Consider the following 14,728-nt stretch of genomic DNA (forward strand, 5'->3'; position numbering starts at 1 on the left):
ATCCTCCCCGATTCGCGGATGGCCGAGCCTCGCATGAGGGGCACCGGTCGGCCATGCCGGCGTGACGGCGCGATGGTCATGGATTATCGATAATCCATGACGACAGCCAAGGACGAACCCATCGCCCTGCGGATCAGCCGGGCGCTCGCCGAGCGCATCATCTCCGGCGCCCTGGCGGCGGGCTCCCGCCTGCCGCAGGACGCCGTAGCGGAGGAGTTCGACGCCAGCCACGTCCCGGTGCGGGAAGCCTTCCGCCGTCTGGAGGCGCAGGGGCTGGTGGTGAGCGAGCCGCGGCGGGGCGTGCGCGTCGCGGGGTTCAGCCCGGAGGAGGTGCGCGAGGTGGCCGAGATGCGCGCCGCCCTCGAGGTGCTCGCCCTGCGCCACGCCGCGCCGCACCTCACCCCGGCGATCCTCGACCGGGCCGAGGACGCGACCCGGGCCGGCGACCGGGCCGGCGGCGACGTCCAGGCCTGGGAGGAGGCCAACCGGAGCTTCCACCGCCTCATTCTGGCCCCCTGCGGCATGCCGCGCCTCCTGCGGACGATCGACGACCTCCAGGCCGCCAGCGCCCGCTTCCTGTTCGCCGGCTGGCGTGCCGAATGGGAGGCGCCGACCGATCGCGACCACCGGGCGATCCTCGTCGCCCTGCGGGCCGGCGACGTCGATGCCGCCGCCGCCATCCTCGCACGGCACGTCCAGTGGGTCGGGCATCGGCCGGGGCCCGGCACCACCCGCCGCGGTGGCTAATCGACAAATTATCTATTATTTTCAGAGCGTATTGCCTTGCTACGGCAATCGTGGCTCATTCTGCGCGCCGCCTCGGCATAATTATCTATAAAAATGGAGAGCCCGATGACATCCCTCGTCGTCGGCGCCGCGCCCCTGCGCGCGGCCCGGACCTTCGCCATCGTCCTATCGGGTGTCGTGCTGATCACCATCGCCGCCAAGGTCCGGATTCCGTTCTGGCCGGTGCCGATGACGCTGCACACCCTCGCCGTCATGGCCCTCGCCGTGGCCGCCGGACCCCGCCTCGCGGTCGCGAGCATCCTCGGCTACCTGGCGGCGGGCGCCGCCGGCCTGCCGGTCTTCTCCGGCACGCCGGAGCGCGGTCTCGGCCTCGCCTACATGGCGGGACCGACCGGCGGCTATCTGGCGGGCTACCTCGTCGCGGCCGGGCTGGTCGGCGCCCTCGCCGCCGGGCGCGGGCTCCTCGGCCGGGTCGCCGCGATGCTCGCCGGCCTCGCGGCGATCGATGTCCTCGGCCTCGCCTGGCTCGCCCTGTTCGTGCCGGCAGATCGTCTCGTCGCCCTCGGCCTCGCGCCGTTCCTCCTCGGCGACCTCGTCAAGATCGGCCTCGTCGCCGCCGGATCCTGCGCCCGGCCGGGCCTGCGCCGGGTTTTCGCCCGATGAGCCCGCACCACCAGGACGGGACCGTCCGGCACGACTGGAGCGTGGCGGAGATCGAGGCCCTGCACGATCTGCCCCTGCTCGAACTGGTCGGGCGCGCCAACGCCGTGCACCGGCGCCACCACGACCCGAACCAGATCCACAAGGCGAGCCTTCTGTCGGTGAAGACCGGCGGCTGCCCGGAGGATTGCGCCTATTGTCCCCAATCGGCGCATCACCGTGGCGTCGACCTCGCCCGCGACCGGCTGATGGATCCGGGTGTCGTGCTGGCGCAGGCCGCCCGGGCCAGGGCAGCGGGGGCCGAGCGCTTCTGCATGGGCGCGGCCTGGCGCCAGGTGCGCGACGGGGCCGAGTTCGACGCGGTGGTGGCAATGGTCGAGGGCGTGCGGGCGCTCGGAATGGAGGCCTGCGTGACGCTCGGCATGCTGGAGGCCCACCAGGCCGCGCGCCTCGCCGCGGCCGGGCTGACGGCCTACAACCACAACCTCGATACCGGCCCGGACTTCTACGGACGGATCGTGACCACCCGCCGCTACGAGGACCGGCTCGACACCCTGGCGACGGTGCGGGCGGCCGGCATCGGCCTGTGCTGCGGCGGCATCGTCGGCATGGGCGAGGCGGTGGCGGACCGGGCCGGCCTGCTCCAGGTCCTGGCGGGCCTGACGCCGCATCCCGAGAGCGTGCCGATCAACGCCCTGGTGCCGGTGGAAGGCACGCCGCTCGCCGACCGGCCCCGCATCGACCCCCTCGACCTCGCGCGCATGGTGGCGACGGCGCGGCTCGTCCTGCCGGGCTCGGTCCTGCGCCTGTCGGCCGGCCGCGCACAGCTCGGGCGGGAGGCGCAGATCCTGTGCTTCCTCGCCGGGGCGAACTCGGTCTTCTCCGGCGACACCCTGCTGACGACGCCGAATGCCGAGCACGGCGACGACGCGGTGCTCTTCGCCGCCCTTGCGCCCCGGAGGCGCGCGGATGCCGCGACCGCCCCGGCGTGACGGGCGTCGGCTACGGCGGGACGGATGACCGTCGCATGATGAAACGACGTTCCATCAGGCAAAACCACACGCGGCGCAAGGCAGACCATCGCCATACCGGGATCACGAAAGACCACCCGGCAGCTTAATCCGCCATTGCGAGGATAAAATTCTTCGCGACCCATGCTTGTCCGCGCAGTGTCCGGCATCGTAAGCTCGATGCAACACCAGAATCGGGAGGAATCGATGAGCGTCTCCGCCCATTTCGTTCGGCCGATCTACCCTCACGCCGTGATCGTCTCTCTGGCCGGCTACCTCGCCGCGGCGGTGATGTGCACCGACCGGCGGGCCGGCGGGCGCTGACGCGTCAGTGCCCGTTCGAGCGTCTGCGCCGATCGATCCGGTACAGAGACCGACATCCCTCGGACGTCATTCCGGTGCTCGTCGAAGACGAAAATCCGGGATCCATCACCGCTGCCGGTGCCAAACGAGGCGGCCGGCCTTCCGCCTCGTCCTGAGACGGAGGTGGTGATGGATCCCGTGTTCCGCTGCGCGGCCCCGTGATGACATCGATGGTTTCACGTCGGTGAGCCGACGCGAACAGGCGCTCAGGCCGCGAGCCGCGGCCGGTCCCGGCGGTAGCTGTCGATCAGGCCGGCGGGGATCGTCTCCGGCACGACATCGTCGGTCGCGGCCTCGCTCACCAGGGCGCGGGCGAGCACCCGGGCCTCGTCGCGGGCCGCCTCGGCGTCGAAGCGGTTGAGCAGGGCGACGATGGCGTGGGCGTCGGCGAAGGGCAGCCGCTCGCAGGCGGTAACCGCGCGCTCGATCATCCGCCGCGACAGGCCGGCGCCGCCGCTGTCGGAGAGGCCGCTCGTCTCCTCGTGCCAGGCCGACATCGCCGCCGCGAAGGCGGGTTCGAGGGCCGGCGGCAGGCCGGCCCGGCGGTAGAGTGCCGTCATGCCGCTCCCGCGCGGATCGTGCAGCAGCCCTGCCACCCGCTCGGCGGACAAGCCCGAGAGGTCGGTCAACGCCGCTTCGGTGAAGGCCATCCGGCCCGACAGCAGCGCCCGCAGGATCAGTCCGGCGGTGAGCTGGCCGGCGCCGCGCAAGTGCGCGACGAGGCGGCGCAGGTCGGCGCGGTCGGAAGCCTCGGCGAGGCCGAGGGTCGTGCGTTCCCGCGCCTCCCGGGTCACCCTCTCGCTGCGCTCCCGCGAAAGCCAGCCGCAGCCGCTCACGAAGGCCGACAGCGCACTGGCGAGGCGGGCGGTCACCGCCTGGCGCACGTCGACGGGCAGGTCGGCCCGGGCGAGCAGCGTCTCGCGCAAGGACGCGTCGTCGCCGTGGCGCTCGACCATCCGCAGGAGGCTGCCGCGGGTGATCTCGGCACCCGGATTGGCCGCGAGGGCTCGCAGGGCCTGCGCGCCAGCGATCTCCGCGAGCGCCCCGCACAGCATCGCCGAGAGGTGGGGACGACCCGCGATGGCGATCCGCCCGGCCTCGTCGCCGACGGCGGCGCAATCGACGAGATCGGCATCCGACAGCACCGGCGAGCGCGCCAGCACCAGTGCGGCGATCTCGGCCTGGTCCTGGGCGAGCGCCACCACCAGGGTCCGGGGCGCCTCGGCGGCGTTGGCGCAGGCCTCGGCGAGGGCCCGCCGCACCAGGGGCGAGGGATCGTCGAGAAGCGCCGTGATGGCGGTCTTGGCCTCCCAGCGCGCGGCCGGGTCGAGCTTGGCGTAGAGGTAGGCTCTGGCGAGGGACGAGGCCGCCTCGGCCCGCCTTCCGGCGGATACGTGCTGCGTCCAGAGCAGGAACTGGCGGACGATCATCGGCGCGGCTCCGTGGAGGGGTTTTGGGCGGTCGGTCAGGATTGGATCGACGAGGACGTGAGGGCGGCGCGGCCGCGCCCGCCGAATTCCCGCGGACGGGCGGGCGGCAGGGGCATGCCGGGTGCCGGGGTGTCCCGAAGGGTGTCTCGGAGACCGTCCTCTATCCCGGCCGGGGCGGCCGGCGGGCTCGGCGCGGGTGAAGCGGCAGCGAGGACCGGCCCGTCGCCCGAGCGCGGGAAATAGCTCGGCGCGCTCGCGCCGGTGCTCCGGCTGCCCCACAGGCGGGCGACGCTGTCGGAGACCGGGCCGCGGCGGGCATCGGTCTGGAACAGCGAGCGCAGGCCGCTGCCGGCCTCCGGCGCATAGGCCGAGGGCGCTGCGGCCTGTGCGGCGAGCGTGGTGGTCGTCGCGGTCGGGACGGCGGGGCTGGTGCCGAGCACCGCGTAGAGCTCGGAGGCGCTGCGCGCCCGGCCGGCGCGGTCGTAGAACAGGCCGCGATTGCCGGAGGCCGCCTCCGGCAGGTCGGCGGCGGCGGAGCGCCCGGGGGCGGTCTCGGCGGCACGGATCAGGGTCAGCGCCCCGCGCACCCCGAGGAGATGGGCGGCGTAGAGGTCGGCCCGGTTCGGCTCGCGGCCCAGCGCCTCGGAGAGGGCGTCGGCGTTGCGCCGGGTCAGCGCGCCGGCCATCGCGGAGGCGATCTCCGGGTCCCGCCGCAGGTCGAGGATCGCCTGCCGGGCGGCCGGGTCGCTGACGGTGTAGCCGCCCGACGACCGGGCGGTGATCGCGTCCGCGTAGGAGCCGAGGCCGAGCGACGGACCGTCCTGCTTCATCACCCCGAGCCAGGTCTGCTCGATGAACTGGAACAGGCCGGTCGCCGAGGACGAGCCCGCCTTGGCGCTCGGGTTGAGGCTCGATTCGCGCTGCGCGGTCGAGAGCAGGTAGTCGAAGGCGGCGCCGGTCTTCTCGGCGCCCTGGCGGATCGCGTCGATCACCGGGTTGCCGGACGCCGCACGGGCGGTGGCCTGGGCATTGGCCCCTTGGCTGGCAGTCCCTTGCGACGGCGTGCTGCTGAACAGGAACATGGCGGCCCGGTGGAGCGGCGCCGCAACGCGCGGGCCGGCTCTCTCTTGGGCCGCAGGATGCTGGGATTATGGTAAAGGAAGGTTGAAGGCGGGGTGGGGGCGGTGCGTCCCGCGCGGGTTCCTTCCTCCCCCGCCCCTAGGCTCACAATTTCGACGAGCCACCTACCGCGAAACGGCCGTCTCTCTCGGCCTCGGCGAACAGCTCTTCCAAGAAAGCATCGACTTGTTCCGGAGTCAGGTCGGGCCGCGGATCGTCCAGCGAACGGCGGATGCGAGCGCGAATGGCTTCGAGGCGCTTGGCGTGCTCCTCCTCGCGCTGGCGCTGTTCCAGGCTCATCGCATCGTGCCGGACGTCGCTGAGGGAGGCGTGCTCGCCCGCCGCAACGCTCTCGCGCAGCGGCTCGGATGGAAGGCTGATGCTGGTCGTTTTGTCGGCGACTTGCATCGGGGAATCCTTCGCCGTGTGCTCAAAGAACGGTAGCACGGCCCCGAATCGATGTCGGCTTCTCGTGCGGCCCGGAGAGAGAGACCTAGCTCGTGGGCATGAGAGGCATGGGGCGAGCACGGCGCTCGGAACTCTCACCTGATGCATGAGGCCTCCCGCGGGTGCCAGGACGGTCCGTGGAAAGGTGTAGCGCGGGTTCTTTCCTCTCCCCGCCCGCGGCTATCGCATTTACACATCTCGGCTTGAGTGCTTTCCCCTTCAAAGGTAGCGCGCTTCCCCTCCCCCTTGTGGGGAGGGGTCAGGGGTGGGGGTGGTGCAGGAGGCACCACTCAGCTTTATCCGGCACCACCCCCACCCCTAGCCCCTCCCCAAAGGGGGGAGGGGAAAGCGCGTACATTCACAAAGGGTTGGTTCTCAGAGGAACTGTGTGAATCCGATAGCTGCCCGCGGAACGAGGGGAAAATCCGCACGGGTCCTGTTGCGGATAGCCCCGGCGGCGCGAGGCGCACGCCCTCACCGCTTCGGCGCGTCGCCGCCGCCTGCCGGCCGGCGCATCTCGAAGCGGTTCTCGGATTCGACCGTGAAGTAATCGAAGTAGCCGCCGCGCATGATCGGCCGCATCGCCCCGGTATCGACCCGGCCCTCCGGCGTCACGAAGCGGTCGTCGATATACATCGACACCACCTGGCCGATCACCATGAAGTAGGCCGCCTCGCCCCCGCCGGCGGGCACCAGCGGGATGGTCTGGAGCCATTTGCATTCGAGGGCCGCGGGCGCCTCCGCCACCCGCGGCGGGCGCACCTTGCGCGACGGGGCGGTGGCGAGGTGGGCGAAGTCGAACTCGCTCTCGCCCCGCGGCAGGGGCGCCGAGGACTGGTTCATGCCCTCGCGGGTGTCGAAGGTGGCGAGGCTGCACACGAACTCGCCCCCCTCCTCCGCGAATGTCAGCGCGTCCTTGCGGCCGAAGGAGGAGAACATCACCATCTCGGGGTTGTCCCCGATCCCGTTGAAGAACGAGTAGGGCGAGAGGTTCAGCGCCCCCGAGGCGCCGATCGCGCTGACCCAGCCGATCGGGCGGGGCGCCACCAGGGCCTTGAAGGGATTGTGCGGCAGGGTGCGGGTCTCGGCGTCGTAATGCATCGGCGGCCCCGAAATGCTCTGGAAGCGAATGCTCTGGAAGCGGCGGCCCGTCCGGACCGTCCGCCGCCAGTTAGAGCATTTTCCGACGAAGTGGATACCGGTTCGTCGAAGAAAATGCGGCAAAATCAAAGATCTAGAGCATCACCGGGGCCCGGCGCCAGCCCGCTCGCGTCAGTACCGCGTCACGATCTCGGACACCGCCGGCCGCGGCCGGTCGGGGGGCACCTCGCCGGCCCGGCCGACATGGACGAAGCCCGCCAGCCGCTCGGCCGGGTCGAGGCCGAGCGCATCGAGCACCCGGCGGTCATAGGCCATCCACTCGGTGAGCCAGGCGGTGCGGAACCCGAGCGCGTTGGCCGCCACGATCAGGTTCATGCAGACGGCGCCGGCCGAGAGCACCTGCTCCCAATCGGGGATCTTCACGTGCGGGCCGGCCCGCGACACCACGGCGATCACCAGGGGCGCTTGCGCCAGGCGCCCGGCCTCGAGCGCGAGGCGCTTGTCGTCGGCTTCCCTGTGGTCGGCCCGGTAGGCTTCGGCCACGACCTGGCCGATGCGGGCCTGCCCCTCGCCCTCGATCAGGATGAAGCGCCAGGGCGCGAGCTTGCCGTGGTCGGGCACGCGCGAGGCGGCGGCGAGGATCGTGTCCAGTTCCTCGGAGGAAGGGCCGGGCCCGGCGAGCTGCACCGGCGGCACCGAGCGGCGGGTGCGGAGAAGGTCGAGGGTTGCGTTCATCTCGGCTTCAGTGGCTTGAGCTATAGCGGGCAAACGGAACGACAGGCTGCCATCCTGGCGCCCCGATGCTCCCTTTAAGCACCATTCCGCCCCGGACGGCCACGGCCGGGCGCGACGAATAGCCCTGCGCCGGGAGAGCCGGTGCCGAGGACGCCGACCGCACCATGACGCGCTCCCCCGTTCCCCTTTCATCACCGGCCCATGTCCCACCGGCCCATGTCCCACAGGCCTATGTCCCACCGGCCCATGCCTGGACGCCCCGGGACTTCTGGCTGGCCTTGGCTGCCGTGATGCTGTTCTGGGCCGCCGCCGCCGCGGTGTGGCCGCTCGCCGGCGCCGTGGTGCCGTGGGATTCCAAGAACCACTTCTACCCGATGCTGCGCTATCTCGGCGCCGCGCTCGCCAACGGCGAGTTGCCGCTCTGGAACCCCTACCACTTCGCCGGCCACCCGTCGGTCGCGGATCCGCAATCGCTGCTCTTCACCCCGACCATGCTGTTCTTCGCGTGGCTCGATCCGTCGCCGTCGATGGAGCTGTTCGACGCGGTGGTGTTCGCCCACCTGATCCCCGGCGCGGTCGCGACCCTGCTGCTGTTCCGCCGCCGCGGCTGGCACCCGGCCGGCGCGGTCGCGGCCGCGATGGTGTTCGTGCTCGGCGGCTCGGCGTCGGCCCGGCTCCAGCATACCGGCATGATCATCTCCTACGGCTTCGTGCCGCTCGCCTGGTGGCTCCTGGAGGAGGCGCTGGCGCGCCGCTCCTACGCCTTCGGGCTCGCCTTCGCGGTGGTGGCCGCCGTGATGACGGTGGGGCGCGACCAGGTCGCCTTCCTCTGCGGCCTGAGCCTGATCGGCGTCGCGTTCCACGCGATCCTGACGGCGCCGGCGCCGCTGGCCTACCTGCGCGCGCGGATCGGGGTGCTCGCCGTGATGGGCGTGGTCGGCGGGGCGCTGCTCGCCGTGCCCTCGCTCCTCACCATGCAGTTTCTGATGACCTCGACCCGGCCGTCCTTCGGCTACGGCGCGGCGATCATGGGCTCGCTGCCGCCATCGAGCTTCGCCACCGCGCTCTTCGCCGACGTGTTCGGTTCTCTGCGCTGGACCTACGATTACTGGGGTCCGGACTGGCAATCGATGGACGGCAACACCTGGACCGACCGGGCGGTGAACTACTTGTTCGCCGGGACCCTGCCGGCCGTGCTGATCCTCTGGCACGGTATCGCCGGCGGACGCCTCGCCGCCCGGGAGATCCGCTATCCGGTGATCGTGCTCGCCGCCGCGATCCTCTATGCGCTCGGGCGCTACACCCCGCTCTTCGCGCCGATCTTCGATCACTTCCCCGGCGTCGACCTCTATCGCCGGCCGGCGGATGCGACCTTCGTCATCAATATCGGGCTCGCGCTCACCGCCGGCTATCTCGTCCACCGCTACGTCATCGAGGGCGCGCCCCGGCTGTCTTCGGGCGCGGCGGGCCTCGCGCGGGCCGCCCGCCTCGCCCTGCCGGGCGCGGCGTTCGCCATCCTGGCGGGGATCGTGTGGGTTTCCTACCGCTACGCGGCACGGGGCCACCACCTGCCGGATGCCATCCGCGACGGGCTGATCGGCACCGGCATCGCGCTCGCCGCCGTCGTGGTCATGCTGCGGGCGGGGCCGCGCCGCCGGGCGCTCGCCGCCGCCTGCCTCGTGGCCCTGCTCGGCGCCGAGCTGGTCTGGCGCAATGCCGGCAACTCCCTCAACGCCGAGCCGGCGGGCCGCTACGCGGTGTTCCAGAAATTGCCGCCCGAGCAGCTCCAGGGCCTGACGCTGCTGAAGGCCGAGCTCGACGCGCGCCACGCCAAGGGCGAGCACCCCCGGGTCGAGATCCTGGGCCTCGGCGGCGCCTGGCAGAACGCCTCGATGGTGCTCGGGCTCGAGGATACGATCGGCTACAACCCCCTGCGGCTCGCCGATTACGAGCGCGCGGTGGGCCCCGGCGAGAACGCCGCCGATCCGAACCTGCGCCAGTTCCCAGGGCTGTTTCGCGGCTACCGCTCGCGGCTCGCGAGCCTGCTTGGCCTCGAATACCTCGTCCTCGACCGCCCGGCCGAGCGGCTGCCGAAGCACTTCCCGCAGCTGACCGGCGCCAAGCTGCTCTACGGCTCGGGCGAGATGTGGATCTACCGCCTCGACCCGGCCAAGCCCCGGGCCTACCTGGCGACCCGCCTCGTCCCGGTCGATTCCGAGAGCGTGCTCGACCAGGACGAACTGCCCGACTTCGAGGGCAACGACACCGCGCTCGTCGACAAGGACAGCGTGCCGAAGATCTCGGGCGAGTTCGGCCTCAAGGACCCGGCGGCGCCGGTGACCGCGGCCAAGGGCACGGCGACGATCCTGGCCTATCGCCGCAATATCGTCACGGTGGAGGTCGAGACCGACCGCGACAGCGTGCTGGTGCTGCACGACATCTTCTATCCGGGCTGGCAGGCCCGGGTCGACGGTGCCCGCCGCCCGATCCTGCGCACCAACCTGCTCTTCCGCGGGGTCGAGGTGCCGGCCGGCAAGCACGTGGTCGAGTTCAAGTTCCGTCCGCTCTCGGTCGACAACCTGGTGGCGGCGGCAAGCGAATTGCTGGCGAGGGACGATGACGCGGGCGAGACGGCGGTTCGGTGAGGCCCTGGCGCTCGCGCTCGTCGCAAGCTCCGCCCTGGGACAGATCCCTGCCCTGGGACAGACCCCGTCGCTGCCCGCGGGCGGCGCGCCTCAAGGCATCGCCCCCCAGGGCGTGACCCAGGGGCCGCCCCCGGCGCCGGCGCCCGCCGAGGCCAGCCTGTCCTTGCGGGCGGTGCTGACCAGCGAGGCCAAGCCCCTGCGCGGCGGCCTGACCTGGCGGATCTACGAGGACCGGCCGGAGGGCGGCAAGCCCGTGGTGCTGGCCCGCTCCGAGGAGGCGCAGCCGACCTTCCGGCTGCCGCCGGGTAGCTATCTGGCCAACGTCACCTACGGCTTCGTCAGCACCTCGAAGCGCGTGACCCTGAATTCCGGGGCGGCGAGCGACCAGCTCACCGTCAATGCCGGGGCGTTGCGGCTCGCCGGCGCGGTCGGCGAGGCGAAGATCGCAGCCGGCCAGCTCGCCTTCGCGGTCTTCGTGCCGATCGGCAACAACCCGGAGGGGCGGCTCGTCCGCGACGGCGTCAAGGCCGGCGAGGTGGTGCGCTTGCCCGAGGGGACCTACCACGTCGTCTCGACCTGGGGCGATTCCAACGCGATCCAGCGCGCCGACCTGAAGGTGGAGAACGGCCGCCTCACCGATGCGACCCTCAACCACCGCGCCGCGACGGTAACCCTGAAGCTCGTCGCCGCTCCCGGCACCGAGGCCTTCGCGGGCACCGCCTTCAGCGTGCTGACGCCGGGCGGCGACACGATCCGCGAGGCGATCGGCGCCTTTCCGCAGGTGACCCTGGCGGAAGGCGAGTACCAGCTCATCGCCCGCCACGACGGCAAGGTCTACACCCAGGACTTCAAGGTCGAGAGCGGCGTCGACCGCGACATCGAGGCGATCGCCAAGGATCCGTGACGCCTCCGTGAGCGGCGGCCGGGCGGGCGTCACGGCGGCGCGCCTTTCGGCGAACGGGGTCACGCACGGTTAAGCCTGAGAGTGGCCGGTATGGGCATCTGACGGTAAGGTGCCGGGAGTCTCGGCGGTCAGATTTCCGCGATCTTAACCCGGTGACCCTAGGTTGGCGGCATGCGACGCATGCTAGGCCTCCTCCGCGACGACAAGGGATCGACGACCGTCGAGTTCGCCCTGGTCGGCCTGATGTTCATCATGGCCCTGCTGTTCACGATGGGCGTCGCCCAGACTCTGTACTACAATCAGAAGCTGGACTTCGCGGTCGAGAAGGCGGCGCGGGACATCATCGTCGGCAACTCGCAGAAGTCGAATCCACCACCGACGCTCGCCGCCTTCACCCAGACTTTGTGCGCGATCCTGCCGTCGTCGATCTCCTGCGACGACCTCATCGTCAACCTGTACGTCGTGAACGGGAGCTACTACAGCTACGTCAATTCCGATCAGAGCGGCCTCGCGATCCCGAACCTGACGCCGGGGAGCGGCCAGTTCACGCTCGGCACGCAGGGGCAGTACCAGTACCTCCAGGTGATCTACCCGGTCACCTTCCTGCCGTCCTTCGTGACCAACCTGATCGCCTCCCAGGCCACCTACAAGGGCCAGCCGGCCTATCTGATGATCTCGACCGCCGCCTTCCGCGTCGAGCAATACTGATGCGCGACCGTGTCAGGCTCCGGCTCCGGCGCTTCCGCGCCGCCGATGACGGGCTCGCCGCGGTCGAGGCCGCGCTGATCCTGCCCGTGCTCCTGGTGATCATGCTCGGGGGCATCCAGCTCATTGCCTACATCAACGCGGTGCGCAAGGTCGAGCTGGTGGTGCAGTCGATCAGCCAGATGATCTCGCAGACCACGCCTCCCAGCAATGGCTCTACGACCGTCGCCACCGTCAATGCGAGCGACCTGCATTATAGCTTCGACTCGGCTCTCGTCTTGTTCCCCTACGTGATGGGCGAGGGCAAGCGACAGGGCAAGCAATGGTGGCAGGTCGTCACGATCAACTACGCCAGCATCCAGTTCACGCAAATTGCGACGACCTGCAGCGACAGCAGCGATCTGTCCGCCTGCTACCGCGCCGACGTGGTCTGGACGAGCACGGGCACGACGCAGCCTTCGGGCGGGCCGGCCTACCGGCCCTGCGGCACGCCGCAGATCGCGGCCTCGAACACGGCGGATCCGACCCCGCAGACGCTGCCGCGCTCCCTCTTCGGCCCGGCCTCGATGGTGGTGATCGACGTGGTGTTCACGTTCAACCCGACCTTCGGGGCCAGCTACCTCCCCTCGCTGCGGATCGCCCGCTCGGCCTACATCCAGCCGCGCTACGCCTCGCTCATCAATTTCGACACGAACGGCAACGACGGAATCGCCACGAAATGTCCCGGCTTCTGAACTGTGCATCCCGGTTCGCCGCGGCAGCGGCGTCCCTGGTCCGCGCCCGCGACGGCGGCATCAACATCCTGTTCGGGCTGAGCCTGATCCCGATCGTCGGCCTCGTCGGGCTCGCGGTCGATTACGGCGTCGCCGTCACCGACCGGGCACGGCTCGACCGGGCCGCGGACGCGGCGGCGCTCGCCGCCATCGTGACCGCCAAGGCCTACGTCGCCGCCCATTCGGGCGAGAGCGGCGTGATGAACGCCGCTCTCGCCGCGGGCGCGAAACAGGCCGTCAACACCTTCAACGTCAATGCCGGCAACGTTCCCCTCGCCACCGTGACGATGCAGACGCCGCAGGTCTCGTCCTCGGCCAACGGCCAGACGATCACCGCGTCGATCTCGTACACGGCGACGATCAGCAACAGCTTCTCGAAGCTGTTCCTCGTGCCGACCACGACGGTGACCAATACCGCGACCGCCTCCGTCGACCTGCCGAGCTACCTCGACTTCTACCTGATGGTCGACGTGTCGGGATCGATGGGCCTGCCCGCGACCTCGAGCGGCATGACCCAGCTCGCCAGCGTCAACAACGACATGTATTCCGACTACCAGCAGGGATGCCAGTTCGCCTGCCACTTCCCCGGCAATACCGGCTGGGGCCTGGCGGCGGGCAAGATCCAGCTGCGGTCGGACGCGGTGAACAACGCCGTCTGCTCGCTGCTCCAGCGGGCCTCGAACCAGGCCGTGTCGAACCAGTACCGGATCGGCATCTACCCGTTCGTCAACCAGCTGGCAACGCTCGCCGCGATCACCAGCGACATCAACAGCCTGAAGACGATGGCCCAGTGCACGAATTCCTGGCCGCTCGCCTTCACAAACCTCCTGGATACCGGCACGACGCAGCTCTACTCCCCGGGCGACCCGACCACCGGCACCGGCTCGGGCGGCACCCATTTCGAGGTCGCCTTCCCGCAGATGAAGGGCATCGTCGGGCTCAACGGCTTCGGTGACGGGTCCACCAGCGCGAGCCGCAAGCCCTTCGTGTTCCTCGTCACCGACGGGATGCAGAACGGTCAGCACTTCTTCACGTCGAGCAACGGCAAATACGCCTATCCGGGCAATCCCTCGAAGTTCCCGGGCTATGGCGACGCCTGGTGGGACGGCTCGCAGCCGTCGCAGATCGACCCCAAGAACTGCGACGCTCTTAAAGCCGCCGGCGCGACGATCTCGATCCTCTACATTCCCTACAACCAGATCAGCTTCGTCGATAAGGGCGGCGGCGTCGCCTGGGAGAATGGCCGGGTCAACGGCTTCAGCCCGACCCTGGCGACGCCGCTCCAGTCCTGCGCCTCGCCGGGCTATTTCCGCACCGCCAACGCGCCGGCCGACATCACGGCGGCGCTCAACGCGATGTTCGACCAGGCGCTGAAGGTCGCCCGCCTCATCCAGTAGGGCGCGGCCGCACGCCCGCCAGGAACAACGCCAAGGCGGCCCGGCGGCGCGTCTCCTGCGCCTCCGGATCGATCGCGATGCCGTAGAGCGCCTGCCGCGAGGTCTTGCCGAGCACCAGGTTGAGGAAGAGGTCGGCGGCGATCTCCGGATCCTCGACCGCGATCTGGCCCTGCTCGTCGAGCACCGTAAGGAGGCGTGCCACCGCCCGCACGCCGCGCAGCCAGCCCTCCTCGTAGGCCAGCCGCGCGAGGTCGGGGAAATGCAGCGCCTGGGCGACGATGCAGCGGTTGAGCGCCGCCGCGCCCGGGGCCTGTGCCCGGGCGAGCAGGGTCCGGCTCAGCTCGTCCAGGACCGTTGCGGCGTCCCGCCCCTCTCCCGTCGCTCCTTGCGCCTCCGCCGCCGCCGAGAGCGGCGCCAGCCAGTCCCGGATCCGCTCCTCCAGCACCGCCGCGAACAGCGCGCGCTTGTCGCGGTAGCGGGCATAGAGCGTCGGCTTGCTCACCCCCGCCGCCTGCGCCACCGCGTCGATCGAGGTCGCGTCGAAGCCGTGCTCCATGAACAGCTGCGTCGCCACGGCGACCAGCCGCGCGTCGCGCCGCTCCGCCTCTTCCCGGGTCGGGCGCCCGCCGCTGCGCCGCCCCGCGTCCCTCGCATCGGCGAGCACCGCCTGGGTCATGGATCGTCTCCTTGCT

Annotated in this window: 14 protein-coding genes; 8 read left to right on the forward strand and 6 right to left on the reverse strand. The window is 70.8% G+C overall.

The window, feature by feature from the left end; translation table 11 throughout:
- Positions 1-96 precede the first annotated feature (96 nt).
- The 3 genes from AC3AOF_RS13865 (at position 97) to bioB (ending at position 2,399) form a co-directional block, all read left to right on the forward strand.
- Positions 97-747, forward strand: a complete 651-nt coding sequence (locus AC3AOF_RS13865; protein WP_488348829.1) for a GntR family transcriptional regulator — start codon at positions 97-99, stop codon at positions 745-747.
- Between the two features lie 105 nt (positions 748-852).
- A complete protein-coding gene (locus AC3AOF_RS13870) occupies positions 853-1,410 on the forward strand; it encodes a biotin transporter BioY (RefSeq protein WP_488348830.1) in 558 nt (185 codons plus the stop codon).
- Positions 1,407-2,399: a biotin synthase BioB gene (gene bioB, locus AC3AOF_RS13875; protein ID WP_488348831.1), complete on the forward strand. Its 993-nt coding sequence runs from the start codon at positions 1,407-1,409 to the stop codon at positions 2,397-2,399. Before AC3AOF_RS13870 ends, bioB begins: the two co-directional genes overlap by 4 nt.
- 587 nt (positions 2,400-2,986) lie before the next feature.
- Here the strand turns inward: bioB and AC3AOF_RS13880 are convergent.
- The 5 genes from AC3AOF_RS13880 to AC3AOF_RS13900 all read right to left on the reverse strand — a co-directional run bounded on the left by AC3AOF_RS13880 (position 2,987) and on the right by AC3AOF_RS13900 (position 7,612).
- The gene (locus tag AC3AOF_RS13880; protein ID WP_236990250.1) at positions 2,987-4,210 is read right to left on the reverse strand and encodes a DUF2336 domain-containing protein; all 1,224 of its coding nucleotides are present in this window, start codon (positions 4,208-4,210) and stop codon (positions 2,987-2,989) included.
- A gap of 35 nt (positions 4,211-4,245) precedes the next feature.
- On the reverse strand, positions 4,246-5,292 hold the full coding sequence (locus AC3AOF_RS13885; RefSeq protein WP_236990249.1) for a transglycosylase SLT domain-containing protein: 1,047 nt from the start codon (positions 5,290-5,292) through the stop codon (positions 4,246-4,248).
- A gap of 142 nt (positions 5,293-5,434) precedes the next feature.
- Complete coding sequence (locus tag AC3AOF_RS13890; protein WP_488348832.1) at positions 5,435-5,737, reverse strand: type II toxin-antitoxin system ParD family antitoxin; 303 nt, start codon at positions 5,735-5,737, stop codon at positions 5,435-5,437.
- A gap of 513 nt (positions 5,738-6,250) precedes the next feature.
- Complete coding sequence (locus AC3AOF_RS13895) at positions 6,251-6,877, reverse strand: flavin reductase family protein (protein ID WP_488348833.1); 627 nt, start codon at positions 6,875-6,877, stop codon at positions 6,251-6,253.
- 171 nt (positions 6,878-7,048) lie between these two features.
- Positions 7,049-7,612: a nitroreductase family protein gene (locus AC3AOF_RS13900; protein WP_488348834.1), complete on the reverse strand. Its 564-nt coding sequence runs from the start codon at positions 7,610-7,612 to the stop codon at positions 7,049-7,051.
- Positions 7,613-7,776: 164 nt separating this feature from the next.
- Here AC3AOF_RS13900 and AC3AOF_RS13905 point away from each other — a divergent pair, with 164 nt between their 5' ends.
- The 5 genes from AC3AOF_RS13905 (at position 7,777) to AC3AOF_RS13925 (ending at position 14,036) form a co-directional block, all read left to right on the forward strand.
- Positions 7,777-10,257: a YfhO family protein gene (locus tag AC3AOF_RS13905; protein WP_488348835.1), complete on the forward strand. Its 2,481-nt coding sequence runs from the start codon at positions 7,777-7,779 to the stop codon at positions 10,255-10,257.
- The gene (locus AC3AOF_RS13910) at positions 10,229-11,161 is read left to right on the forward strand and encodes a hypothetical protein (protein WP_236990244.1); all 933 of its coding nucleotides are present in this window, start codon (positions 10,229-10,231) and stop codon (positions 11,159-11,161) included. Before AC3AOF_RS13905 ends, AC3AOF_RS13910 begins: the two co-directional genes overlap by 29 nt.
- 180 nt (positions 11,162-11,341) lie before the next feature.
- Entirely contained in the window at positions 11,342-11,869 is a 528-nt protein-coding gene (locus AC3AOF_RS13915; RefSeq protein WP_488348836.1) for a TadE/TadG family type IV pilus assembly protein, read from the forward strand.
- Positions 11,869-12,600 (forward strand): TadE/TadG family type IV pilus assembly protein, encoded by a 732-nt coding sequence (locus AC3AOF_RS13920; RefSeq protein ID WP_236990242.1) that lies wholly within the window; start codon positions 11,869-11,871, stop codon positions 12,598-12,600. The genes AC3AOF_RS13915 and AC3AOF_RS13920 overlap by 1 nt, the downstream gene beginning before the upstream one ends.
- The gene (locus AC3AOF_RS13925; RefSeq protein WP_488348837.1) at positions 12,585-14,036 is read left to right on the forward strand and encodes a pilus assembly protein TadG-related protein; all 1,452 of its coding nucleotides are present in this window, start codon (positions 12,585-12,587) and stop codon (positions 14,034-14,036) included. The genes AC3AOF_RS13920 and AC3AOF_RS13925 overlap by 16 nt, the downstream gene beginning before the upstream one ends.
- On the opposite strand, the gene AC3AOF_RS13930 is transcribed toward AC3AOF_RS13925, so the two are convergent.
- Positions 14,026-14,712, reverse strand: a complete 687-nt coding sequence (locus AC3AOF_RS13930) for a TetR/AcrR family transcriptional regulator (protein ID WP_488348838.1) — start codon at positions 14,710-14,712, stop codon at positions 14,026-14,028. The two genes, AC3AOF_RS13925 and AC3AOF_RS13930, sit on opposite strands and share 11 nt — an antisense overlap.
- Between the last annotated feature and the right edge of the window lie 16 nt (positions 14,713-14,728).

The organism is Methylobacterium sp. 142-1Y (genome assembly GCF_057747795.1).

Coding starts and splice junctions, on each gene's coding strand:
- AC3AOF_RS13900 (WP_488348834.1), bottom strand. CDS start 7,612: ATGAACGCAACCCTCGACCTTCTCCGCACCCGCCGCTCGGTGCCGCCG.
- AC3AOF_RS13910 (WP_236990244.1), top strand. CDS start 10,229: ATGACGCGGGCGAGACGGCGGTTCGGTGAGGCCCTGGCGCTCGCGCTC.
- AC3AOF_RS13870 (WP_488348830.1), top strand. CDS start 853: ATGACATCCCTCGTCGTCGGCGCCGCGCCCCTGCGCGCGGCCCGGACC.
- AC3AOF_RS13920 (WP_236990242.1), top strand. CDS start 11,869: ATGCGCGACCGTGTCAGGCTCCGGCTCCGGCGCTTCCGCGCCGCCGAT.
- AC3AOF_RS13885 (WP_236990249.1), bottom strand. CDS start 5,292: ATGTTCCTGTTCAGCAGCACGCCGTCGCAAGGGACTGCCAGCCAAGGG.
- AC3AOF_RS13890 (WP_488348832.1), bottom strand. CDS start 5,737: ATGCAAGTCGCCGACAAAACGACCAGCATCAGCCTTCCATCCGAGCCG.
- AC3AOF_RS13880 (WP_236990250.1), bottom strand. CDS start 4,210: ATGATCGTCCGCCAGTTCCTGCTCTGGACGCAGCACGTATCCGCCGGA.
- bioB (WP_488348831.1), top strand. CDS start 1,407: ATGAGCCCGCACCACCAGGACGGGACCGTCCGGCACGACTGGAGCGTG.
- AC3AOF_RS13925 (WP_488348837.1), top strand. CDS start 12,585: ATGTCCCGGCTTCTGAACTGTGCATCCCGGTTCGCCGCGGCAGCGGCG.
- AC3AOF_RS13905 (WP_488348835.1), top strand. CDS start 7,777: ATGACGCGCTCCCCCGTTCCCCTTTCATCACCGGCCCATGTCCCACCG.
- AC3AOF_RS13865 (WP_488348829.1), top strand. CDS start 97: ATGACGACAGCCAAGGACGAACCCATCGCCCTGCGGATCAGCCGGGCG.
- AC3AOF_RS13895 (WP_488348833.1), bottom strand. CDS start 6,877: ATGCATTACGACGCCGAGACCCGCACCCTGCCGCACAATCCCTTCAAG.
- AC3AOF_RS13915 (WP_488348836.1), top strand. CDS start 11,342: ATGCTAGGCCTCCTCCGCGACGACAAGGGATCGACGACCGTCGAGTTC.
- AC3AOF_RS13930 (WP_488348838.1), bottom strand. CDS start 14,712: ATGACCCAGGCGGTGCTCGCCGATGCGAGGGACGCGGGGCGGCGCAGC.